Raw genomic sequence first — 21,834 nt, 5'->3', positions numbered from 1 at the left:
GTTCCCGAGATGTCCGCCGCACCGACACCCGCCCGCCACGGCGACGACGCCGGGCGCCGCGAGGGTCGGTGCGACCTCGGGAGGGACCGTGCGACGTCGACGGGGCACACTGCGCGCGGCGCTGACCGCGCTGGCCGTCTGGAGCATCCTGGCCGTGGCCGGCGGCCCCCGGGCCGGCGCCGCCACCACCTTGACCATCGCACCGGCCGTCCGGCAGGCGCCGGGCGTCACCTATACGACGTTCCGGGTGGCCGTGGCGCGCGGCACCGCCCACGGCCATCTGCTGACGGTGGACCTGCGGGCGCCGCGGGTCACGGTGGACCTGCTGTACCCGGGGACCGTCGCCGCGCGGGCCCCGGTCTCCGCACTGGCCGCGGCGCGCGGCGCGCTCGCCGCGGTCAACGGCGACTTCTTCCATTTCGTCGAGGTCCAGCACCCCGGCGTCCCGGCGACCGGCGCCCCGGTCGGCCCGGCCGTCGCCGCCGGGCACGCCCTGAAGGCCGCCGTCCCCGCCGGTCAGCGGTTCGGCCCCGCGCCGCCGCCCGGCACCGGCACCGGGGACGTCCTCGGCATCGGCTACGACCGGCGGGCACGGCTTGACCGGCTCACCCTGCGCGGCGCGGCGGTCACCGGCCACGGCACCCTGCCGCTCACCGGGCTGAACCAGTACGCGCTGCCGGTGGACGGCATCGGCGCGTACGCCTCCCGCTGGGGCTCCGCCGCGCGGGCGCGCGCCGTGTGCGGCACCGACACCGACCGGGCGGCGCCGTGCACCGCGCGGGTGCGGGAGGTGACCGTGCGCCGCGGCCGGGTCGTGGCGGTCGCCGACCGTCCCGGCGGCGCGGTGGCCCCCGGCGATCAGGTGCTGCTCGGCCGTGAGGCGGGCGCGCGTCGGCTGGCGGCCCTGCGGCCGGGCGAGCCGGTACGCGTCGGACACCGGCTGACCGCCCGCGGCGGCGCACCGCTGCGGTGCGCGGTCGGCGGGTTCGCGGTGCTCCGGGGCGGACTGACCGTGCCGGGCACCGACACCGTCACACCGGCGGTACGGACCGGCGCCGGGATCGGGGACGGCGGCCGCACCCTGTACCTGCTCGCCCTGGACGGCACCCCGGGCGAGCCGGGGCTCACCCTCGCCGAACTGGCCGCCGTCCTGCGCGGCATCGGCGCGCGGGACGGCGTGGACCTGGACGGCGGCGGCTCCTCGACGCTGGTGACCGCAGCGCACGGCGGGCCGGTCGTGGTGCGCAACCATCCGTCGGGCGGCGCGGAGCGTCCGGTGGCGAACGCGCTCGGGGTCTTCGCGCGCGGCTGACACCGGCCCCGGACGGCGGGCGGCCCGCCGGCTAGGGGCGGACGCTGCCGATCACGTCGGCGGCGCCGGAGAGGCTGTGCCGCAGGTCGGGGGCGATGCTGCTGCTCGCCAGGTAGAAGCCGAGCAGCGTGCAGACGATGGCATGCGAGAGCTTCAGCTTTCCGCTGCGCAGGAAGATCGCTGCCAGAATGAGCAGCAACAGGACGACCGAGATCGTCAGAGCCATGGGTGCACCTCCGCGACGGCCGCCCGATCGGACGGCTAGGGGTGGCAATTTTGGCGCATTTCCGGCAAAATCCCGGCCGCGATCCGGTACCCCATCCGGGTGATCACTGCGGGTCACACCCCTTCCCGCCCCGGAGTTCCCGGCACGCGTGTGTCGCGGATCACTTTTTCCGCGGGCAACGAGGCCCCGCCCCCAGCCGTCTTAGCGACGGATACGCCCGGCGCCTTCCGCGCCGGCGCACACCCCCGGCCGACGGAAGTACCACCATGACCCGACAGCGCGCCCCACGGCGATCCGTGGGGCATACGGCCCGCCGTGCGCGGCCACCGTGCGCTCCCACGTCGGCCGAATATCCCTTTTCCAAGCTTAATGTGACGGAATGAGCACCGTGCAGGACCAGGATCAACTCACGGGGTGGCGGCGGTTCAGACACCGCGTCCCCAACGGCTTCGCCATCGCCTTCGGTGTGCTGGGGCTCTTCTGCGCCGTGACGGCGCTCTTCGGACCGCTGCGGCGCGGGCTGCACCCCGCGATCTACTGGCTGGACACCCTCACCATCCCGGTGACGCCGAACTTCGCCTACGCCGCCTTCCTGTTCCTGCTCGGCGCGGCGATGGCCGCCCGCAAGCGGGTGGCGCTGTGGTTCGTCGTCGCCTACATGCTGCTGGTCGCCCTCGCGGACGCGCTGTTCCTCGCCGCCGGGTACTGGGAGTTCGCGGTCTCGCTGGCGGTGTGCACCGCCATCCTCGTCCTGCTCGTCGTCTCCCACCGCGAGTTCTACGCCATCACCCGGCGCGGCGCCTTCGTCCGCGCCGCGGGCGTGCTGGTGGCCGGGCTGGTCGCCGCCGTACTGCTCGGCTGGGGCCTGGTGACACTGTTCCCCGGCTCGCTGGAGCACGGCGCCGGCAACCGGCTGCTGTGGGCGGCCAACCGGGTCTGCGGCGGACTGGTCGGCGGCCGGCTCGTCGAGGGGCACCCGCCGCACTGGATCATCACCCTGCTCGGCCTCTTCGGCGCGCTCGCCCTGCTCAACGCCGCCGCCACGCTCTTCCGCTCCCAGCGGATGGAAGCGGCGCTGCACGGCGACGAGGAGGCCCGTATCCGGGCGCTGCTGGCCCGCTACGGCGGCGACGACTCGCTGGGCTACTTCGCCACCCGCCGTGACAAGGCCGTCGTCTTCTCCCCCAGCGGCAAGGCCGCCGTCACCTACCGCGTGGAGGCGGGCGTCTGCCTGGCCAGCGGTGACCCGGTCGGCGACCGCGAGGCGTGGACCCAGGCCATCGAGGCGTGGCTGGAGGTCGCCGGACGCTACGGCTGGCAGCCCGCGGTGATGGGCGCCAGCGAGGAGGGCGCGAAGGCGTTCGCCCGCTGCGGTCTCGGCGCCCTGCAACTCGGCGACGAGGCGATCTTGCACGTCAAGGACTTCGAGCTGGACGGCCGCGACATGCGGGTCACCCGGCAGGCCGTCAACCGTGTGCAGCGCACCGGCGCCACCTGCCGGATACGGCGTCACTCGGCGCTCAGCGACGCCGAGATGCGCGAGGTCATCGACCGCGCCGACGCCTGGCGCGACACCGAGACCGAGCGCGGCTTCTCCATGGCCCTGGACCGCCTCGGCGACCCCGAGGACGGCGACTGCCTGCTGGCCGAGGCGTTCGACGGCGACGGCCGGATGATCGCGCTGCTGTCGTTCGTACCCTGGGGCGACGACGGCATCTCGCTGGACGTGATGCGGCGCGACCGCAGCGCGCCCAACGGCGTCATGGAGTTCATGGTCGCGCAGCTGTGCGCGCAGGCCGGGCAGTTCGGGGTGCACCGCATCTCGCTGAACTTCGCGGTGTTCCGCTCCGCCTTCGAGGAGGGCGCGCGGATCGGCGCGGGCCCGGTGCTGAAGTTCTGGCGCCGGCTGCTGCTGTTCTTCTCCAAGTGGTGGCAGCTGGAGGCGCTCTACCGCTCCAACGCGAAGTACGCGCCCGAGTGGTACCCGCGGTTCCTGTGCTACGCCGACACCGGTGCGCTGGCCCGGATCGGCCTCGCCTCCGGCATCGCCGAGGGTTTCGTCGCCGTACCGAGCCTGGGCAAGCTGTGGGGCAAGGGGCACAAGAAGAAGCTGCTGGCCCCGGCGAGCACCGCCGGACTGCCCTCGTTGGAGGAGCTGGGCCTGGTCAGCGAGGCGCCGACCGCCGAGGAACAGCGGGAGCGGGAGCTGGCCGCCCTCCCCGAGCAGGTGCGCACCCGTCATCTGAAGCTGGAGCGGCTGCGCGCCGAGGGCACCGACCCGTACCCGGTCGGGGTGGAGCGCACCCACACGCTCGGCGCGGTCCGCGACGCGCATCCGGACCTGGCCGCCGGGGCGCACACCGGGGAGACGGTACGGATCGCCGGGCGGGTGCTGCTCACCCGCGACCACGGCGGTGTGCTCTTCGCGGTGCTGCGGGACTGGTCCGGTGACCTGCAGATCGCGCTGACCCGCGATACCACCGGCAAGGAACTGCTGGAGCGCTTCGGCTCCGACATCGACCTCGGCGACCACGTCGAGGCCGAGGGCGAGGTCGGCGCCAGTGACCGCGGTGAGCTGACCGTCTTCGTCACGGACTGGCGGCTGACGGCCAAGTGCCTGCGGCCGCTGCCCGACAAGCGGCGTGGTCTGACCGACCCGGAGGCGAAGGTCCGCCACCGCTACGTCGACCTCGTCGTCTCGCCGGACGCCCGGGAGACCGTACGGGCCCGCAGCACGGCCGTGCAGGCGCTGCGGCAGGGGCTGATCGACCGGGGTTACCTGGAGGTCGAGACGCCGATGCTCCAGCAGATCCACGGCGGCGCCAACGCCCGGCCGTTCCACACCCACATCAACGCCTACAACCTCGACCTCTATCTGCGGATCGCGCCCGAGCTGTATCTCAAGCGGCTCTGCGTGGGCGGTATGGAGAAGGTCTTCGAGATGGGGCGGACCTTCCGCAACGAGGGCATCTCGTACAAGCACAACCCCGAGTTCACGATGTTGGAGGCGTACCAGGCGTTCGCCGACTACGACGTGATGCTCGACCTGACCCGGGAGCTGATCCAGGGCGCGGCGGTCGCCGCGTTCGGCACCGCGACCGCCCGTAAGGCGGATGCGGACGGCCGGCTGGTCGAGCACGACATCTCCGGGAAGTGGCCGGTCAAGACGGTCTACGGCGCGATCTCCGAGGCGCTGGGCGAGGAGGTCGGTGCGGACACCGACGCGCGGACGCTGCGGCGGCTGTGCGACGCATCGTCGGTTCCGGTGAAGCCGGAGATGGGCCGCGGCGACATCGTGCTGGAGATGTACGAGCGGCTGGTGGAGGAACGCACGACGCTGCCGACGTTCTACAAGGACTTCCCGACGGACGTCTCACCGCTGACCCGCCAGCACCGCAAGGACCCGCGGCTCGCCGAGCGCTGGGACCTCGTCGCGTTCGGCACGGAGCTGGGCACCGCCTACTCCGAGCTGACCGACCCGGTCGAGCAGCGGCGGCGGCTGACCGCCCAGTCGCTGCTGGCGGCGGGCGGTGACGTGGAGGCGATGGAGCTGGACGAGGACTTCCTCCAGGCGCTGGAGTACGCGATGCCGCCCACCGGTGGTCTGGGCATCGGCGTGGACCGGCTGGTCATGTTCCTCACCGGTCTGTCGATCCGCGAGACGCTGCCGTTCCCGCTGGTCCGGCGCCGCTGAGCGGTCCGCACCCCTGACGCCGCGCGCCTCTCCCCCGGGAGGGGCGCGCGGCGCTTGTGTGGCCGGGGAACACGGCCCCGGGGCGGTGCGTTGGCCGCACATGACGACTTATGTGGTGCACCGCAACGGGCGGGACGCGACCGCCGGGGAGCTGGCGGCCGTCGCCTTCGGCGGCCCCGCCCATTTCACCGCCATGCAGGTACGCGGCGGTCTGATCCGGGGCCTCGATCTCCATCTGGCGCGGCTGCGGGCCGCCTCGCTGGAGCTGTTCGGGCGGGCGACACCGGACGGCGAGGTCCGCGCCCATGTGCGGGCGGCGCTGGCGGTGAGCCCCGCCGATGTGTCGCTGCGGGTGCTGGTCCACGCGCCGGGCGATCCGTTCGCGGCGGAGGCGGGCGAGCCCGAGGTACTGGTGCGGACGGCGTCCGCCGGGCTCCCGCCGTCGGGTCCGCTGGCGACGGTGGCGCACGAGCGGTTCCAGCCGGCCGTCAAGCACGTCGGGGAGCCCGCGAAGCGGTTCTTCGGGCGGCAGGCGGTGGCGGAGGGGTTCGACGACGCCGCGTTCGTCGACCGGGAGGGGCGGCTGAGCGAGGCGACGGTCTGGAACCTCGCGTTCTGGGACGGTACGGCGGTGGTGTGGCCCCTCGCCGGGATGCTGGACGGCGTCATGCAGTCCGTCGTCAAACGGCAGTTGGCGCGGATGGGCGTACCGCAGCGGGAGGCCGGGGTACGGCCCGACGGGCTCGCCGGGTGGGCCCGCGGGGCGGTGGTGCTGAACTCCCGGACCCCGGCCGTCGCCGTCCACCGCATCGGCGCGGAAGCCCTCCCCGAGGCGCCGGAGTTCGTGGCGCTGCTGCACCGCGCGCACGAGCGGGAGACACCGGTGGCGCCGTGAGGTGCACCGGCGCTGAGCTGGGGTGATGTCCGAAGGCGGGGCTCCGGACGTACGCGTCCGGCCCGGCCGGGGCCCTCGGCGGACGGTTTCGGGCCTTCGGCGGAGGGGCGTTGTCAGACCCTTCGGTTACGTTGCCCGCATGACCGAATTCGTGATGGTGGCGGGGGCCTGGCTCGGGGCCTGGGTGTGGGACGACGTGGCGCGGCTGCTGCGCGCGGCAGGGCACGGCGCCCATCCGCTGACGTTGAGCGGCCTCGCGGAGAAGCGAGGTGTCCCGGCCGGGCAGCAGACCCATGTGCGGGACATCGTCGACGAGATCACCCGGCGGAATCTGCCCGAGGTCGTCCTGGTCGGGCACAGCTACTCGGGCATACCGGTGGGTCAGGCGGCCGCGCGGATCGGCGGGCGGCTGTCCCGGGTGGTCTTCGTCGACTCCGAAGTGCCCGTCGACGGCGAGTCGTTCGTCTCCGGCTGGTGGGAGGGGCCCGAGCGGCTGGCCGAGGCGCTCGCCGCGAACGACGGCTGGTGGGCGCCTCCGACCGCCGCGGATCTCGCCGGTCAGGGGCTCTCCGAGGCGCAGATCGCCCGTCTGTTGGCGGGCGCCACACCGCATCCGGGCGCCTCGCTGTCCGAGCCGACGGTGCTGACCGGCCCGCTCGGCGCCCTGCCCGCCACCTACGTCAAGTGCCGGCTCGACGGCCCGGAGCCGAACTCCACGGTGGCCGAGCTGCTGACACACGGCGCCTGGCGCCGCGCCGACCTCGACACGGGGCACTGGCCGATGGTCTCGCAGCCGGCGGAGCTGGCCCGCGTCCTGATCGACGCGGCGGAGGGGCGGGAGTAGCAGGGCGGGCCCGGCCGCCGCACGGGGCGGGGGCCTTGCGAAATCCCAAGCCCTGCACAGTATCCCCGTGTGATGCACCAGGTCAGCGGTCGGCCGGGCGCCCGGCCTCGCGGGCCCGGCCGCCGCACGGGGTGGCGGCGGAGCGCCCGCGCCGCACAGCCGTCCGGTGTGCTGCGCCGGGCCGGCGCGGTCCCGGACGGCCGGGCCCGCGGCCCTCGCCTCATGCCGCCTCGGGCCCCTCCGCCGGGGCCGGCTGCGCCGTCAGATCGGCCCACCGCACCGTCCGGTCGCACCAGCGCTCCAGGAGCGTGCGGTCGTGGCCGACGGCGAGGAGACCGGCGCCGGTGCGGGCGCGGTACTCCTCGACGGCGGTGACCAGCGCGGCGGTGGTGGACGCGTCGAGCATCGCGGTCATCTCGTCGCAGATCAGCCAGCGGGGCTCCAGCACCAGCGCGCGGGCCAGGCAGGCGCGTTGCAGCTGGCCGTCGCTGACCTCGTGCGGGCGGCGGGTCAGCAGATCGGCGGTGAGGCCGACGACGGGGGCCAGTTCCGCGACGGCGGCGGGGGCCTTGGCGCGGTGGCCGGTGGCGCGCAGCGGTTCGGCGATGAGGTCGGCGAGCCGCAGCCGGGGGTCGGCGGAGAGGCGGGGCTGCTGGAAGACCACACCGAAGGAGGTACGCAGGGCGCGCGGTGCGCGGTGGCGCCAGCCCGGGGCCGTCACACCGTCCACGGTGACCGTCCCCGCCTCCGGCCGGTGCAGCAGCGCCGCGACGCGGGCCAGCGTCGACTTGCCGCAACCGCTCGGGCCGAGCAGTCCGACCGATTCGCCGGGTCCGACGGTGAGGGAGACGCCGGTGACGACCGGGCGCCGCCGTTCGTATCCGGCGGTGATGTCACGCAGTTCGAGCACGGCGGTCGTCCTTCTCCCCGGACGGGCCGGGGGCGTCGGCCGGCGGCGGGCCGGGGTGCGGGTGGTGGCAGGCGACGCCGCGGGACGGTTCCGGGCGGACGGCGCACCGGGCGTCCGCGCGGGCGCAGCGGGCGGCGAAGGCGCAGCCGTCCGGCAGGGCGCCCAGTTCGGGCGGGAGTCCGGGGATGGGGGTGAAGGCGCGGCCGGGCAGTGCGTCGAGCAGGCCGCGGGCGTACGGGTGGCGGGGCCCGGGGGCGCCGAAGAAGGCGGCGGCGTCGGCGTGTTCGACGATGCGTCCCGCGTACATGACGGCGACCTGGTCGGCGATCCGCTCGGCGGCGGCCAGATCGTGGGTGATCATCAGCAGTGCCCGTCCGTCGTCGGCGTGGGCCCGGAGCGCGTCAACGGTGTGGTCGACGAGGTCCCGGTCGAGGCCGGTGGTGGGTTCGTCGGCGAGCAGCAGCCGGGCGTCGCCGACCAGTGCGAGGGCGCTCGCCGCGCGTTGGGCGAGGCCGCCGGAGAGCTGGTGGGGGTAGCGGTCCAGGTGGTCGAGGGGGAAGGCGGCGCGGGTCGCGGCCCGCTCTGCCGCCGCGCGCAGCGCCGCCCGTGCCGCCCGCCGTCCGGGGCGCCGGGCGGCGGGCCCGCCGGTGGTCGCCCCGTCCTCCGCTCCGGCTTCCCATACGCCCAACTCCCGTACGGTTTCCTCCAGTTGGGCGCGGATGGTGCGGACGGGGGTGAGGTGGGCGGCGGGGCTCTGCGGGACGAGGCCGATGCGGCGGCCGCGGACGGTCCGGGCCAGGCGGCGTTCGCCTGCGGTGAGGAGTTCCACGGCGGGCGCGCCGTCGGCGGCGGTCAGGTGGGCCGCGCCGGACGTCTCGGCGTTGCCCGGCAGCAGACCGAGCAGCGCGGAGGCGAGGACCGATTTGCCGCAGCCGCTCTCCCCCACCAGGGCGAGGCAGCTGCCCGGCGCCAGGTCGAAGGAGGCGCCGGAGACGGCGTGGACGTGGTGGCCGCCGCGCATCCGGAAGCGGACGGACAGCTCACGCACCGACAACACGGGGGCCTGCGGCGCGGTGGTGCGGGGCGCGGTCACAGCATCAGCTCCGATCGGCGGCGGGGGTTGATCCGCTCCCGCCAGGCACCGGCCAGACCGGCGAGGGCGAGGGTCGGCACGATGAGGAAGAGACCGGGGAAGAGCGTCGGCCACCAGGCGCCGGCCAGCAGCGAGCCGCGGGCGGCGTTGACCATGATCCCGAGGCTCGCCTTGTGGGCCGGGAGCCCCAGGCCCAGGAAGGAGAGCGCGGACTCGTGCCAGATGGCGTGCGGCACCATCAGCACGGCGGCGAGTCCCGCCTGCGGCAGCACACCGGGCAGCAGATGCCGCACGGCCACCCGCCACCGGGAGGCGCCGCCGGAGACCGCCGCGTCGATGTGCGGGCGGGAGCGCAGCGACAGCACCTCGGCGCGGACGATGCGCGCGGTGGACAGCCAGTGGGTCAGCGCCACGGAGAGGATCACCGGCCAGACGCCGGGCCGGAACATCGCGACGATGAAGATGCCCAGCAGCAGGTGCGGGACGGACGAGAAGAGATCGACGAGCCGCATCACGGCGCGGTCGGCCCAGCCGCCGAGCGCCCCGGCGAGGGCGCCGACGGCGGTGCCGAGCCCGACGGCGACGAGGGCGGCGACCACCCCGACCAGCAGGGAGACCCGCAGCCCGTAGACGCAGCGCAGCAGCAGGTCGCGGCCGACCTCGTCGGTGCCGAAGGGGTGGGCCCAGGACGGTGCGTGGAGTTTTTGCGCCAGATCGACGGACTGGCTGTCCAGCGGGAACAGCAGCGGGACGACGAGGACGGCGAGGACCACCGCGGCGACGAGGACGGCGCTGACCCGGACCCGCACGGTGCGGGTGCGGCGCTGCCGGCCCGTGCCGGGGCGGCGGTGCCAGACCACCGCGTCCGCGGTGGCGTCCGGTTCGGTGGTGGTGTGTGTGTCAGCCATCGAAGCCCACCCTCGGATCGGCGAGACCGTACAGCAGGTCGGAGAGGAGGTTGCCGACGAGGACGGCGGCGGTGGCGAGGACGGTCAGGGCGGCGAGCAGCGGGAAGTCGACGGCGGTGGCCGCCTCGACGGTGGCGGCGGCGATGCCCGGCCAGCTGAAGACCGTCTCGACGAGCAGCGCGCCGGTGATCAGTTCCGGCACCCGGGAGCCGATGAGGGTGAGGACCGGCAGCAGTCCCGAGCGGAGTGCGTGGTGCAGCAGCACCGTGCGTTCGCGCAGGCCACGGGCGCGGGCACCGCGTACCGGGTCCTCCTCCAGCGCGTCGCCGACGCCTTGGCGTACGTAGAGCACGAACCACGGCAGCTGGGAGACGGCGAGGACGACGGCGGGCAGGGCGACGTGGCGGGCGATCTGGCCGGCGGTCGCGAGGTCGGTGCCGGTGTCGGTGAGGCCGCCGGCCGGCAGGACGCCCAGTTTCAGGGCGAAGAGCCAGACGGCGAGGAGGCCGAGCCAGAACGGCGGGGCCGCCTCCAGGGTGTAGGCGAGGGAGGTCACCGTGCGGTCGAGGAGTCCGCCGCGGCGGCGGGCGGCCGCCACGCCGAGGGCGGTGCCGGCGGCGACGGCGAGGACGAAGGCGAGCGCGCAGAGCAGCACGGACCAGCCGAGGCGTTCGCCGATGACCTGGGTGACGGGTGCGCGCAGGGTGGCGGAGTCGCCGAGGTCACCGGTGAGCGCGGCGGTGAGCCAGTGCCACCAGCGGCCGATCAGCGGCTGGTCGACGCCGAGGTTGTGGCGCAGCTGGTCGAGGTTGGCCTGGGAGGCGGTGAGTCCGGCGTCGCCCGCGTAGGCCCGTACGGGGTCGAAGGGCGAGGCCGCGGCGACGGCGAAGACCCCGAAGGTGACGGCGAGGAGGACCGGCACGGCGAGCAGCGCCCGCCGGCCGGTCATCCGTGCCATCGCCGCCCAGGGCAAGGAGGTGCGGGTGGTCACGCGGCGGGCTGCCAGTCCTCGACGTTCCACCAGGGGCCGGAGGCCAGCCCGTGGTCGTGCGGCTCGGTCTGGGTGGTGAGGTCCTTCCAGCGGTCGGCGACCACGTAGACGTGGTCGACGTGGGTGAGGAAGGTGTAGGCCGGGTTGTCGGCGAGGCGGCGCTGGACGGCGTCGTAGGCGGCCTTGCGGACGTCCTTGTCGTCGGTGCGGCGGGCCTCGGTGAGTTTGGCGTCGACGGTCTTGTCGGCGTAGCGCGACATGTTGTTGAAGCCGTCCCCGGCCAGTGAGGAGTGGAGCAGCAGGTACTGGTCGAAGTCGGGGTCGGCGGGGCTGCCGCCGCCGGCGAGGACCGCGTCCTTGGCCATCCTCGGCTCGATGACCTCCCAGGTGCCGGATTCGACCTTGGCCTCGATCCCGGCCTTCTTGACGTCGGAGGCGAAGGCGAGGGCGTGCTCCTGGCGGAGCTTGTCGCCGGAGAGGTACCAGAGGGTGAAGGAGGCGCGCTGGTGGCCCTTGACGCGGATGCCGTCGGAGCCCTTCTTCCAGCCGGCGTCGTCGAGGATGCGCTCGGCCTTCTTCAGGTCGTACGGGCGCTCGGTGCCCTTCGCGAACCACGGGCTGTCGGTGGGCACCGGCCCGTAGGCGGGCTTTCCGGCACCGTTGAGGATGCCCTTGACCATGGCCTGCCGGTCCACGGCGAGGTCGAGGGCGCGGCGGACGGCCTTGGCGCCGGTGACCGGGTTGCCGGTGGGGAGGGTGACGTTGCGGTAGTCGAAGGTCTTGGCGGTGACGGTGGTGCGCTGCTTGTCGCCCTTGAAGGTGGCGGCGAGTTCCGGCGGCAGGATGGCGCCGTCGAGGTCGCCGGAGCGCAGCCGGGTGGCGCGGATGTCGTCGTCCTTGATGATCGCCATGGTGAAGTTCTTCACCTTCGGCGCGCCGCCCCAGTAGTGCGGGTTGGCCTTGAAGGTGAGCTTCTCGCCCTTGGACCAGTTGGTCAGGACGTACGGGCCGGTACCTATCGGCTTGGTGGTGAACGCGCCGTGATTGATGTCCTGCTTGCCCGCGATGTGCTGCGGGGCGATGGGCAGGACGGTGCGCTCGGCGAACGGCGCGTAGGGGTACTTGAGGTGGAAGACGACGGTGTGGTCGTCCTTCTTCTCGACGTTCTTGAGTGCGTCCAGCTCCGCCTTGGAGGCGTTGTTGGTCTTGCTGTCGAGGATGGTGGAGTAGGTGAAGACGACGTCGTCGGCGGTGAAGGGCTTGCCGTCGCTGAAGGTCACGCCCCGGCGGAGGTCGAAGGTGTAGGTCCGGCCGCCGTCGGTGACCTTCGGCAGCGCCGTGGCGAGCGCGGGCTTGAGGCGCATCGCGGCGTCGTGGGTGAGCAGCCCGTCGAAGATCTTGGAGTTGCCGTCCTTGCCGTAGCCGAGGAGCGGGCTGAGGGTCTCCGGCTCGTACGCGATGCCGACCACCGCGGAGTCCGGGCTTCCGGTGGCGCTCTTGCCGCCGCCCGGTGTGGAACAGGCCGCCGCGCCAAGCGCGAGACCGGCCGCCAGCGTCACCGCAGCGGCTCCCCGTAGGGCCCGGACCGTCATCCTCATCTCCTTTGCACAGGTATCGCTACTGCATGCTCATCGCAATTAAATCGTATGTAAAGGTGCTGCCATGAAGGGGGCCGGTTCTGGTAATGGCTCCGTGATCACGGAGAGGGCTCCCCGTCACGCAGGCGCCCGCCTCCCGCCGACGGCGCGTGCCCGCCGGGGCGGACCGCGTCACGCGCCCGCGAGGACCGGGAGGACACCCCCTAGGGTGCGGGGAAGATCGCGCACCCCAGGGGCGAGGAGAGTGACGGACGTGGTGTACGGCCGGGACGAGGCACCGACGCGCAGGCGGATCCTGCTGGGCATGTCCGCGACCGGGGCGCTGCTGGCCGCCGGCTGCTCGGCGGAGCCGGAGCAGACGGCCGGCAAGGACGACAAGGACGGCGACGCGGCGTCACCGGATCCGGGGCGGGCGCCCAGCGGGGTCCTCGCCGCGAACTTCAACGAGGATCCGCGCGGCACCACCTTCGACCGGCTGAAGGGCGTACGGGCCGGCTGGGTCCGCGGTTTCGTGCCGATGCCGGAGGTCGAGGACGGGGCGGCCGGGCGGCAGCGGGCCGTCGCCATGCTGCTGACGGCGCACCGCGCCGGTTACGGCACGGTCCTGTCGCTGAAGTTCCCCTTCACCCGGCGCCCGTTGCCCGCCCCGGGCAGCGCCGCCATGGACGCCGAACTGCGCCGCGTCGACCAGGTCCTCGACGCCACGCTCGACACCGTCGACATCCTCGGCATCGGCAACGAGCCGTTCCTCGAAACCCGCGCCGAGGATCAGCGCCGCGGCCGGCTCAACGCCTTCTACGAGACGGTCGCCCGGCACATCGCCGAACGCCGCCGTACGCGCTTCCCCGACGGCTGCCGCACCCGCCTCTACATGGGCGCCCTCAACCGCCTGGAGGACCCGGCCACCCACGACGCGGCGCACGACCGCTGGATGGCGTTCGTCCGTGCCACCCGCGAGATCGAGGGCGTCGACATCCACCCGCATGTCGCCGCGCTCGGGGACACCGAGGCGTACCTGCGGTACGTGCTGCCCCGGATGCGTCCCGAACAGCGTTTCCTGGCCACCGAGTTCTCCCTCGTCCGGCTGTGGCGCAGGCATCTGCGCGACCCCGTTCCCGCCGCGTTCGCGCGCCGTCGCTCCCTCGCGGCGGACACGCCCGTCTGGCAGGCGCTGCGGGACGCCGCCGCGCGCCCGCTGCCGCCGGCGGACTGGAGGGAACTGCTGCTCGGCAGCGGCTGGTTCGCCGCGCACCGGTCGTTCCTGACGAACCAGGTGCGGCGGTTCCGGGCGACCGGACGCCTCACGGTCGCCGCGTACGGCATCGCCCAGGGGCCCGCCATGGTCCGCGACATCGGTCCGGACACCGTGCCCTGGCTGCTGAACAGCGTCTACTCCAATCTCACCGCGCGGCCCGCTGAGGACGGCACCCCGGCGCCGAATCCGGCCTGGTACGACGCGTTCCGGTCCTTGCAGCGCGCCGAGGACCGGCTGCCGGTGCGTACCGGGACCGTCCCGGTCTGAGCGGGGCCGCCGCGCCGCGGCGACAGGTCAGGAATCCGTGATGCCGCCCGCACCGGACGCAACCCGTGGCGTGCCCCGCGCCTCTGGAGGGGTGCGGGAGGCGGACGCACGGGGGCCGCTCCCGCCCGGCCGTCACACCAGGAGTGCACGACGAGACGCCGGCGGATGCCGTATCGGGGGCTCCACGGGAAGGGAAGTCCATGACCAGGACGTACACGAAGAGCACCGGGGCCGACGCGCCGGGTCTGCGGCGGGCGGCCGTGACCGGTGTGCTGGGGCTGTCCACGGTGGCGCTCGCCGCCGTACCCGCCCATGCCAAGGGCAGTGCGGAGGTGACGGCGCCGCGCACCGCGGCCGTCGGCAAAACCTTCGCGGTCACCGCGCGCGGGGACGATGACGCCGCCTCCTACCTGCGGATATGCCTTCAGGAGCGCGGCGGCGGGCGGGCGTGGCACCAGGTGGCCTGCGGCGCCGTCGTCGAGCGGGGCGGTCCGGAGGCGCGGGTGGCGGCGCACGCCAGGAGCATGCGCCGCGGTCCGGTGGAGTTCCGCGCGGTGCAGTACGCGCTGACCGGCCCGCACGACCGGCACCCCCGGACGTCGCGGACCTCCGCGGTGGTGACGGTGCGGGTGCGCTGAACGGGCCGGGGTCCGGAGCCGCCTCGCGCGGCCCGGACCCCGGGCGACCGGGGCCGGCGGTACCGGTCAGGCGCCGCCTGTCACCAGCGTGAGCTGCCACTTCGTCAGCGCCTCGGTCACCGGCTGGAAGACCGTCATGGTGTCGCCGCCGCTGCTGCACGTCGCGGTGCCGCCACCGGAGTGGATACCGACCGCCTTCGGGTCACCGGGCTGGGTGACGTACGAGCCGCCGGAGTCGCCCGCGGTGGAGCAGGCGTCGGTGAAGGACATGCCGTCGACCACCGTGGTGCCGTAGTCCACGGTCTGGTCGACGGCGGTGATCTCCCCGCAGTGCCAGCCGCTCGCCTCACCGGAGCGGCACACGGAGGTGCCGACCACGCCGTCCTCGGAGCCGGTGACCGCGACGGGGGCGCCGCCCTGGCCCGCCACGTCGGCGCTCAGCTTCCAGTCCGCCTGATCCACGTCGACCAGCCCGAAGTCGCCTTCGCGGTCGTCGACGCTGTGGGTGCCACCGCGGTTGGAGGTGCCGACCCGGCTGCCGTCCTTGCCGTACGCCGCCTGGTCCGGGGTCTCGGTGCAGTGACCGGCCGTCAAAAAGCCGCGGCGGCCACCGCCGGTCACCGAGAAGCCGATGGAGCAGATGCCCTCGTTGCCCGGCATCCACTTCTCGCCGCCGACGACGGTGCCGCCCTGCTGGCGCGGTGCGTCGGCGGTGCGGACGGCGCGGACCGCGATGCCGGTGGGGGCGCCGAGCTGCTGGGCCTCCTCGACGAAGGAGTCGGTGGCGGCGGTCCGAGTGCGGGTGTCGACCCGCACCGTGAGCGCGTTGGCGCGCTGGTCGACGCCCCAACCGGTCACCCCCGGCACGCCGTTGCCCGCCTTGGCGTCGATCTGTTCCAGCAGCGCGCGGAGCTGGGCGCGGCTGTGGGTGACGCGCTGCGCGACGGCGCCCGCTTCCGTCACCAGCCGGGCGTCGGCGTCCTGGGTGACCGCGACGACGAGCTTGCCGCTCTTCTTGTCGAACCACATACCGGCGGCGCGGTCGGCCAGCGCCCGGCGCACCGCCTTCGCCGCGCGCTCCGCCTCCGCCTCCTGCGCGAGCCGGGCCCGCGCCTGATCCGGCGTCAGGCCGAGGTCCCGCTGCATCGCGTCGAGCATGCCGCGCTCGGCGGGCGGCGGGCTCGGGTCGGGGGACGGCGCGGCGTGCGCGGTGGCGAGCGGGGCGACGGCTGCCAGGACGACGGCGGCGGCCGCGCCCCGGACGGCGGCCTTGCGGTGGCGACGGTGCATGAAGCTCTCCTCGCGGGTCGGATACTCGGCCCGACGAGCCTCCCCGTCCCCGCCGCTGTCGGCGCGGGCACGACCCGCGCGCGATGATGGCCCGATGACGTCCGACACGCGGTACACCGGCCCCGGGCCGTGCGGCTCCGACCCGTTCGGCGGGCTGCCCGGGGCCCTGCGCGACATCGCCTACTCGGCGGCCCGCCATCCGGGAACGGTGTCACCTGATGGGCCGTCACCTGGCGGGGGCGACGGCCCCGATCTGTCGGCGGGCGCCAACTGCCAGCTCTACGCGTACGCGGTGCTGCGCCACCACCACCTGCTCGCGCCGCCGCTGCGCTCCTCGGAGCTGTGGGCCGACACCGTCGCCACCCGCCATGTCGCCGTCGCCCGCCCCCTGGACCTGGTGCTCTTCGACGGCGGACCGGTCCCCGGCCGCCCGGCGGCGTACGGCGCCCACGTCGGGGTGCACCTGGGCCCGGACCGGGTGCTGCACCTGTGCAAGGAGGTCGGCCGCCCCGTCGTGTGGCGCTACGCGGACTTCGCGGCGCGGCCGCGGTACGCGCGGGTGGTGGGGTTCAAGCGGGTGGTGCGGTCCGTGGCGCAGGGGCGGGGCGGGGCGCCGGACTGACGCGGGCGGGCGGCGCCCCGTTCCCTGCCGGTTCCCGGCTCCCCGCCGAAGGGCCGGCCCCGGCGCGCCCGGCCGCCGGGGCCCGGCACTCCGCCGGAGCCGGGGACACGTACCCCCGGGAGGCTGCCCGGGGGCGCTCCGCTCTCAGAAACCCCCGCCGAAGCCGTCGCCGCCGCCTCCGCCGCCGAAGCCCCCGCCGTCGCCGAAGCCGCCGCCGTCCCCGAAACCGCCGCCGAAGTCGTCCGGGTCGAAGTCGGAGCCGGAGAAGTCGCCGCCGTCGGTGCCGCCGAGGTCCGCGCCGTAGGCGTGCGGGGCCGTCAGCACATTGCCGAGCACGGTGCCCACCAGCAGGGCGGGGAGCAGTCCGCCGCCGAAGTAGCCGCCCGCCCAGGGCGCGTAGGCGGGGCCCGCGTCCCAGTAGGGGCGGTCGCCGTCGGCGGTGCGGACGGTGCGGGCCAGCGGCTCCCGGCCGTCGTCCAGGCGCGCCTTGTCGGCGGCGCAGACCGGGACGGTGCGCGCCGCGCCGCCCTCCGGGGCCCACGCCACGTCGACCACGGACGGCCCGTGCCGCGGGTCGAAGAAGCACGGCAGGCGCCGCTCGGGCAGCGGGGCGCCGGTGCGGCGGGCCGCCAGCGTCGCGAGCGCGAACCGCCCCTCCTCCAGAGCTTCGGTCACCGCCCGCACATCGCCCGGCTGCCCGGCCGCCGCCATCGCCGCCTTGGCGCTCTCGTACGCGTCGAGCGCCCGGCCGTAGTCGGCGCGCATCGCGTCGTCGGCGCCGGGCTCACCGGGCCGGAAGTCCAGCCGGTCCAGCTCCTCGCCGAACGCGGTGATGTCCTCGTCGACGACGACCCGCAGGTCCTCCAGGGCGGCGCGCTCCTGTTCCGCGCGGCGCCGCCGGTTGCGGCGGGTGAGGGCGTACGCGCCACCGGCGCCGACGACGGCCAGCACGCCCAGCCCGACGAGGGTGCCGGTGCCCGCTCCCCCGCCGCCGTCGCCCTCCCAGGCGGCCGGGGCGTGACCGTTCGCCTGCTGGACGGCGGTGTCGACGAAGCTGTTCAGCCGCTCGTCGACGGACGGGTACGCGGAGCGCTTGACCGCGCCGACGAGGTTCTGCACCGCGCTGCGGGTCATCACCCGGGGGTCGGCGCCGGCGTTGAAGCCGTCACCCAGCTCCACGGCGTAGACGCCGCTGATACCGGTCTTGGTGCGCAGATCGCGCAGCAGGGTGTCGGGGTGGTATTCGGCGGCGCGGGGCAGCACCGCGACGAAGACCGGTTTGCCGGATTTCTCGATCTTCTCGGCGAGGGCGTCGGCCTTGGCGCGGGGCAGCAGCGACGCGGCGCGCGGATCGACGTAGACCGGGCCCTTGCGCAGGGCCGCGGCGGCCTCGTCGAGCCCGCCCGCCGCACGGGCCCAGGCGGCCGGTGCCCCGACGGGCACCAGCAGCGCGGCCAGCAGGACCAGGAGGGGCAGGAGCAGCACACGACGGCTGACGGTCTTCATGCTCACGACGCTACCCGAACGGCGTATTCAAGACATCGGCCGCGACGGCGGGAAGCGGTACCGGCGCGTCCGGGACGCCGCCCCCGGCGGGACCGGAGGGCCGGGGCGGACGGTGGGCGCGGTGGGTGCCGCCGCCCGCCCCGGGGCGGTCACGGCGCGGGCAGCGCGACCAGTTCCGCCAGGGCCGCGCGGTGGCGGCCCGGGGCACCGAGCGCGCTCTCGTCGCTCTTGGCCCGCTTGAGGAAGAGGTGCACCGGGTGCTCCCAGGTCATCCCGGTACCGCCGTGCAGCTGAAGGCACTCCTCGGCGGCCCGTACCGCGACCGGCGCGCAGTACGCCTGGGCCACCGCGACCGCGACCGGGGTGTCCGGGCTGCCGGTGGCCAGCGCGTCGGCGGCGTTGCGGGCGGCGGCGCGGGCGGCGGCGATATCGAGCCAGAGCGCGGCCATCCGGTGTTTGAGCGCCTGGAAGGAGCCGACGGGCCGGCCGAACTGGGTGCGGGTCCCGGTGTACGCGACGGCCGTGGTCAGACACCACTCGGCGACCCCGAGCTGCTCGGACGCGAGGAGTCCGGCGCCCGCGGTGAGCGCGCCGCGGACCGCCGCGACAGCGCGCTCCCCGGTGGCCAGCGGCGCCCCGGCCGCGCCGTCCAGGGTGAGCGTGGCCAACGGACGGGTCAGGTCCAGCGGGGTGAGCGCGGTGGTGGCGACGCCCGCGGCGGACGCGTCGACGGCGTACAGCGCGGGGCCCTCGGGTCCGTCGGCGGGGACGAGCAGCACCTCGGCGCAGCGGGCGTCGGCGACGGTGGTGACCGTACCGCGCAGCGCGCCGTCCGCACCGGCCAGGACCGTCGGCCGGGCGGCCGGGAACGCCTGGTAGGGGGCGGTGGGCAGCGGTACGGCGAGGACGCCGACGGTGCCGGCGGCCAGCCGGGTCAGCAGCGCGGCGACCGGCTCCTGGGCGGTGTCGCAGCCCAGCAGTGCGCTGACGGCGATGACGGCGCTGGTCAGATACGGCACGCGGGCGACGGAGCGGCCGGTCTCCTCCAGGACGACGGCGGCCTCCCGGGCGCTCGCGCCCGCACCGCCGAACTCCTCGGGCACCAGCAGTCCGGCGGCGCCGATACCGCCCGCCAGCGCCTCCCACAGCCCGGTGTCGCAGGGACGGCCCGCTTCGAGGTCGGCGAGGACGGTGGCGGGATCGCTGCGGGCGGCGAGCAGCGCGCGGACGGCGGCGCGCAGATCGTCCTCACTCTCGCCGTAGAGCAGGTCCGGTACGGGGGTCCCGTCGGTCATCGGGGGAGGTCCTTCCAGGCGACGTCCTTGTCGGTCCGCGGCTCGGGCGGCAGCCCGAGGACGCGTTCGGCGACGATGTTGAGCAGCACCTCCGAGGTGCCGCCTTCGATGGAGTTCCCCTTGGCGCGCAGGTAGCGGTAGCCGGCCTCGCGTCCGGTGAAGTCGACGGTCTCGGGGCGCCGCAGCGTCCAGTCGTCGTACGTCAGTCCGTCCTCGGCGAGGAATTCCAGGTTCCAGCCGCTGATCTGCTGGGCGAGGCGGGCGAAGGCCAGCTTCATCCCGCTGCCCTCCGGGCCCGGGGCGCCCTTGGCGAGCTGCTGGCGCAGCCGTTCGCCGGTGAGCCGGGTGACCTCGGCGTCCACCCAGAGGGCCAGCAGCCGCTGGTGGAGGTCGTGGGTGCGCAGTTCGGGGCGGGCGCGCCAGTCGGCGGCGGCGATGCCGATCATGCCGCCCTCGCGCGGGGTGGCGGCGCCGCCGATGGCGACCCGCTCGTTCATGAGGGTGGTGCGGGCCACCTCCCAGCCCTGGCCGACCTCGCCGATCCGGTAGCTGTCGGGCAGCCGGACGCCGGTGAGGAAGACCTCGTTGAACTCCGCCTCGCCGGTGATCTGCCGCAGCGGCCGGACCTCGACGCCCGGGGCGTGCATGTCGCAGAGGAAGTACGTCAGGCCCTGGTGCTTGGGGAGCGCGGGGTCGGTGCGGGCGACGAGGATCGCCCAGCGGGCGAGGTGGGCGCTGGACGTCCAGACCTTCTGGCCGTCGATGATCCAGTCGTCGCCGTCGCGGACGGCGCGGGTGGCGAGGGCGGCGAGGTCGGAGCCGGCGCCCGGTTCGCTGAAGAGCTGGCACCAGACCTCCTCACCGGTCCACAGCGGCCGCAGATGGCGGCGCCGCTGCTCCTCGGTGCCGTGGCGCAGCAGGGTGGGCGCGGCCATGCCGAGGCCGATGGCGATACGGCCGGGGTTGTTGTCCGGGGCGCCCGCGGCGGCGAGTTCGGCGTCGACGACGGGCTGGAGGGCGCGCGGTGCGTCGAGCCCACCGAGCCCCTCGGGGAAGTGCACCCAGGCGAGCCCGGCGTCGAAGCGGGCCCGCAGGAAGTCCAGGGGCGCGGTGGTGGCGGGCGGGTGCGCGGCCAGCAGCCGGGCGGTGCGCTCGCGCAGGTCGGCGGCGTCGGTCATCGGCCGCCCTCCGCGCCGGGGAGGACGACGAGGCGTCCGGTGGTGGTGCCGTCGGCGACGCGCTGCACCGCGTCGGCGGCGCCTTCGAGCGGTACCCGGTCGCCGATCAGCGGGGCGATGGCGCCCTTTGCGGCCAGTTCGGTGAGGGCGTCGTGGCAGGCGTCGACGGCGCGCGGGTCCTTGGTGTTGTACAGCCCCCAGTGGAGGCCGAGGATCGCGTAGTTCTTCACCAGGGCGTGGTTGAGGGCGGGGGTGGGGATCGCGCCGCCGGCGAAGCCGACGACGACGATGCGGCCCTCGAAGGCGATGCATTTGACGGATTTGGCATACGCGTCACCGCCGACCGGGTCATAGACGACGTCGGCGCCGCGGCCGTCGGTGGCGTCCTTCACGGCGGCGACGATGTCGTCGGCGCGCCGGTCGAGGACGAGGTCGCAGCCCAGGTCACGGGCGATACGGGCCTTCTCGGCGCCGCCGGTCACCCCGATGACGCGGGCCCCGGCGGCCTTGCCGAGCTGGACGGCGGCGCTGCCGACACCTCCGGCCGCGGCGTGCACCAGCAGGGTCTCCCCCGGCTGGAGGCGGGCCCTGCGGTGGAGGCCGAACCAGCCGGTCTGGTAGCCGATGTGCAGGGCGGCGGCGCCGGCGTCGTCCAGCGATGCGGGCGCCGGGCGGACGGTCGCCGCGTCCACGGCCACCCGTTCGGCGAACCCGCCGTCCGGCAGCCGCGGCTGGGCCAGCACCCGCTGCCCGACCGTGCCGTGCGCGCCCTCGCCGACGGCCAGCACCTCCCCGCAGATCTCCACGCCCGGGGTGAACGGCAGGGGTGGCCGCACCTGGTACTGGCCGCGGCAGAGCAGTGCGTCGGGGAAGTTGACGTTGGCGGCCAGGACCCGCAGCAGCAGTTGCCCGGGGCCCGCCTGGGGCTCCGCCACCTCCTCCAGCCGCATCACCTCACGCGGTTCGCCGTTCGCGTGTACGCGCCATGCCTTCACCAGCTGCCTCCCGGGCCGTCGGTATGCGGAGAGCGCGCCGGACCGTGGGGCTCCGGCGCGCCACGGGCATACTAAGCGGTCGGTATGCCGGAGGGAACAGCTTCCGGAAACCGTCCGCCGGGCACGTCCAAGGCCCCGCGCACCCGGCCGCGAGCCGGCGCGGACGGGTGCGCCGGACCGTTCAGGGACTCCCGCACGGTGGCCGCCGGGGCGGACCGGGACGGGACGTCAACGGACAGGGAGGCTCCTCGCAACGCGAAGGCGGCTGCCCCGGGGGGAGCAGCCGCCTTCGTGGTTCGTCATCCACGGTCCGGCTC

18 protein-coding genes are annotated in these 21,834 nt (G+C 74.9%); 7 read left to right on the top strand and 11 right to left on the bottom strand.

Annotated features, from left to right (window positions below; all coding sequences use genetic code 11):
- Positions 1-88: 88 nt before the first annotated feature.
- On the top strand, positions 89-1,312 hold the full coding sequence (locus ACZ4M8_RS10790) for a phosphodiester glycosidase family protein (protein ID WP_467605489.1): 1,224 nt from the start codon (positions 89-91) through the stop codon (positions 1,310-1,312).
- Positions 1,313-1,343: 31 nt separating this feature from the next.
- Here the strand turns inward: ACZ4M8_RS10790 and ACZ4M8_RS10785 are convergent, their stop codons facing one another.
- Positions 1,344-1,538 carry a hypothetical protein gene (locus ACZ4M8_RS10785; RefSeq protein WP_450957673.1) on the bottom strand — a complete coding sequence of 65 codons (195 nt, stop codon included), beginning with the start codon at positions 1,536-1,538 and terminating at the stop codon, positions 1,344-1,346.
- A 379-nt stretch (positions 1,539-1,917) separates the two neighbouring features.
- Here ACZ4M8_RS10785 and lysX point away from each other — a divergent pair, with 379 nt between their 5' ends.
- From lysX to ACZ4M8_RS10770, 3 genes are all read left to right on the top strand, one after another.
- Entirely contained in the window at positions 1,918-5,232 is a 3,315-nt protein-coding gene (lysX, locus tag ACZ4M8_RS10780; protein WP_467605488.1) for a bifunctional lysylphosphatidylglycerol synthetase/lysine--tRNA ligase LysX, read from the top strand.
- 100 nt (positions 5,233-5,332) lie between these two features.
- Positions 5,333-6,127, top strand: coding sequence for an aminotransferase class IV (locus tag ACZ4M8_RS10775; RefSeq protein ID WP_467605486.1), 795 nt, complete (start codon positions 5,333-5,335; stop codon positions 6,125-6,127).
- Positions 6,128-6,266: 139 nt separating this feature from the next.
- Positions 6,267-6,971, top strand: coding sequence for an alpha/beta fold hydrolase (locus tag ACZ4M8_RS10770; protein WP_467605485.1), 705 nt, complete (start codon positions 6,267-6,269; stop codon positions 6,969-6,971).
- Between the two features lie 220 nt (positions 6,972-7,191).
- Here ACZ4M8_RS10770 and ACZ4M8_RS10765 read toward each other — a convergent pair whose 3' ends face one another.
- The 5 genes from ACZ4M8_RS10765 to ACZ4M8_RS10745 all read right to left on the bottom strand — a co-directional run bounded on the left by ACZ4M8_RS10765 (position 7,192) and on the right by ACZ4M8_RS10745 (position 12,465).
- Positions 7,192-7,881, bottom strand: a complete 690-nt coding sequence (locus tag ACZ4M8_RS10765; RefSeq protein WP_467605483.1) for an ABC transporter ATP-binding protein — start codon at positions 7,879-7,881, stop codon at positions 7,192-7,194.
- Positions 7,865-8,902, bottom strand: a complete 1,038-nt coding sequence (locus ACZ4M8_RS10760) for an oligopeptide/dipeptide ABC transporter ATP-binding protein (RefSeq protein WP_467606520.1) — start codon at positions 8,900-8,902, stop codon at positions 7,865-7,867. The genes ACZ4M8_RS10765 and ACZ4M8_RS10760 overlap by 17 nt, the downstream gene beginning before the upstream one ends.
- A 68-nt stretch (positions 8,903-8,970) precedes the next feature.
- Entirely contained in the window at positions 8,971-9,882 is a 912-nt protein-coding gene (locus ACZ4M8_RS10755; RefSeq protein ID WP_467605480.1) for an ABC transporter permease, read from the bottom strand.
- On the bottom strand, positions 9,875-10,831 hold the full coding sequence (locus tag ACZ4M8_RS10750; protein WP_467606519.1) for an ABC transporter permease: 957 nt from the start codon (positions 10,829-10,831) through the stop codon (positions 9,875-9,877). The genes ACZ4M8_RS10755 and ACZ4M8_RS10750 overlap by 8 nt, the downstream gene beginning before the upstream one ends.
- 38 nt (positions 10,832-10,869) lie before the next feature.
- Positions 10,870-12,465: an ABC transporter substrate-binding protein gene (locus tag ACZ4M8_RS10745; RefSeq protein WP_467605479.1), complete on the bottom strand. Its 1,596-nt coding sequence runs from the start codon at positions 12,463-12,465 to the stop codon at positions 10,870-10,872.
- A gap of 250 nt (positions 12,466-12,715) precedes the next feature.
- On the opposite strand from ACZ4M8_RS10745, the gene ACZ4M8_RS10740 reads away from it, so the two are divergent.
- Together ACZ4M8_RS10740 and ACZ4M8_RS10735 are read left to right on the top strand one after the other, a co-directional pair.
- On the top strand, positions 12,716-13,993 hold the full coding sequence (locus tag ACZ4M8_RS10740) for a hypothetical protein (protein WP_467605478.1): 1,278 nt from the start codon (positions 12,716-12,718) through the stop codon (positions 13,991-13,993).
- 200 nt (positions 13,994-14,193) lie between these two features.
- Complete coding sequence (locus ACZ4M8_RS10735) at positions 14,194-14,631, top strand: hypothetical protein (protein ID WP_467605475.1); 438 nt, start codon at positions 14,194-14,196, stop codon at positions 14,629-14,631.
- Positions 14,632-14,697: 66 nt separating this feature from the next.
- On the opposite strand, the gene ACZ4M8_RS10730 is transcribed toward ACZ4M8_RS10735, so the two are convergent.
- Entirely contained in the window at positions 14,698-15,921 is a 1,224-nt protein-coding gene (locus ACZ4M8_RS10730; RefSeq protein WP_467605472.1) for a S1 family peptidase, read from the bottom strand.
- A 94-nt stretch (positions 15,922-16,015) separates the two neighbouring features.
- Between ACZ4M8_RS10730 and ACZ4M8_RS10725 the strand changes: the two genes are divergently transcribed.
- Complete coding sequence (locus tag ACZ4M8_RS10725; RefSeq protein ID WP_467605471.1) at positions 16,016-16,543, top strand: cell wall hydrolase; 528 nt, start codon at positions 16,016-16,018, stop codon at positions 16,541-16,543.
- 144 nt (positions 16,544-16,687) lie between these two features.
- Here the strand turns inward: ACZ4M8_RS10725 and ACZ4M8_RS10720 are convergent, their stop codons facing one another.
- From ACZ4M8_RS10720 to ACZ4M8_RS10705, 4 genes are all read right to left on the bottom strand, one after another.
- Complete coding sequence (locus ACZ4M8_RS10720) at positions 16,688-18,049, bottom strand: hypothetical protein (RefSeq protein WP_467605469.1); 1,362 nt, start codon at positions 18,047-18,049, stop codon at positions 16,688-16,690.
- 149 nt (positions 18,050-18,198) lie between these two features.
- Complete coding sequence (locus ACZ4M8_RS10715) at positions 18,199-19,344, bottom strand: acyl-CoA dehydrogenase family protein (RefSeq protein WP_467605466.1); 1,146 nt, start codon at positions 19,342-19,344, stop codon at positions 18,199-18,201.
- The gene (locus ACZ4M8_RS10710) at positions 19,341-20,522 is read right to left on the bottom strand and encodes an acyl-CoA dehydrogenase family protein (RefSeq protein WP_467605464.1); all 1,182 of its coding nucleotides are present in this window, start codon (positions 20,520-20,522) and stop codon (positions 19,341-19,343) included. The genes ACZ4M8_RS10715 and ACZ4M8_RS10710 overlap by 4 nt, the downstream gene beginning before the upstream one ends.
- Positions 20,519-21,517: an NADPH:quinone oxidoreductase family protein gene (locus ACZ4M8_RS10705; RefSeq protein ID WP_467605462.1), complete on the bottom strand. Its 999-nt coding sequence runs from the start codon at positions 21,515-21,517 to the stop codon at positions 20,519-20,521. The genes ACZ4M8_RS10710 and ACZ4M8_RS10705 overlap by 4 nt, the downstream gene beginning before the upstream one ends.
- Positions 21,518-21,834 lie beyond the last annotated feature (317 nt).

The organism is Streptomyces sp. NPDC027185 (assembly GCF_055567035.1).
This window is presented reverse-complemented; position numbering and strand designations above follow the sequence as displayed.

Excerpts from the sequence above, each read along its gene's own strand:
- ACZ4M8_RS10785 (WP_450957673.1), bottom strand. The coding sequence starts at position 1,538 with ATGGCTCTGACGATCTCGGTCGTCCTGTTGCTGCTCATTCTGGCAGCG.
- lysX (WP_467605488.1), top strand. The coding sequence starts at position 1,918 with ATGAGCACCGTGCAGGACCAGGATCAACTCACGGGGTGGCGGCGGTTC.
- ACZ4M8_RS10775 (WP_467605486.1), top strand. The coding sequence starts at position 5,333 with ATGACGACTTATGTGGTGCACCGCAACGGGCGGGACGCGACCGCCGGG.
- ACZ4M8_RS10770 (WP_467605485.1), top strand. The coding sequence starts at position 6,267 with ATGACCGAATTCGTGATGGTGGCGGGGGCCTGGCTCGGGGCCTGGGTG.
- ACZ4M8_RS10760 (WP_467606520.1), bottom strand. The coding sequence starts at position 8,902 with ATGCGCGGCGGCCACCACGTCCACGCCGTCTCCGGCGCCTCCTTCGAC.
- ACZ4M8_RS10755 (WP_467605480.1), bottom strand. The coding sequence starts at position 9,882 with ATGGCTGACACACACACCACCACCGAACCGGACGCCACCGCGGACGCG.
- ACZ4M8_RS10750 (WP_467606519.1), bottom strand. The coding sequence starts at position 10,831 with ATGACCGGCCGGCGGGCGCTGCTCGCCGTGCCGGTCCTCCTCGCCGTC.
- ACZ4M8_RS10745 (WP_467605479.1), bottom strand. The coding sequence starts at position 12,465 with ATGACGGTCCGGGCCCTACGGGGAGCCGCTGCGGTGACGCTGGCGGCC.
- ACZ4M8_RS10735 (WP_467605475.1), top strand. The coding sequence starts at position 14,194 with ATGACCAGGACGTACACGAAGAGCACCGGGGCCGACGCGCCGGGTCTG.
- ACZ4M8_RS10730 (WP_467605472.1), bottom strand. The coding sequence starts at position 15,921 with ATGCACCGTCGCCACCGCAAGGCCGCCGTCCGGGGCGCGGCCGCCGCC.
- ACZ4M8_RS10725 (WP_467605471.1), top strand. The coding sequence starts at position 16,016 with ATGACGTCCGACACGCGGTACACCGGCCCCGGGCCGTGCGGCTCCGAC.
- ACZ4M8_RS10720 (WP_467605469.1), bottom strand. The coding sequence starts at position 18,049 with ATGAAGACCGTCAGCCGTCGTGTGCTGCTCCTGCCCCTCCTGGTCCTG.
- ACZ4M8_RS10715 (WP_467605466.1), bottom strand. The coding sequence starts at position 19,344 with ATGACCGACGGGACCCCCGTACCGGACCTGCTCTACGGCGAGAGTGAG.
- ACZ4M8_RS10710 (WP_467605464.1), bottom strand. The coding sequence starts at position 20,522 with ATGACCGACGCCGCCGACCTGCGCGAGCGCACCGCCCGGCTGCTGGCC.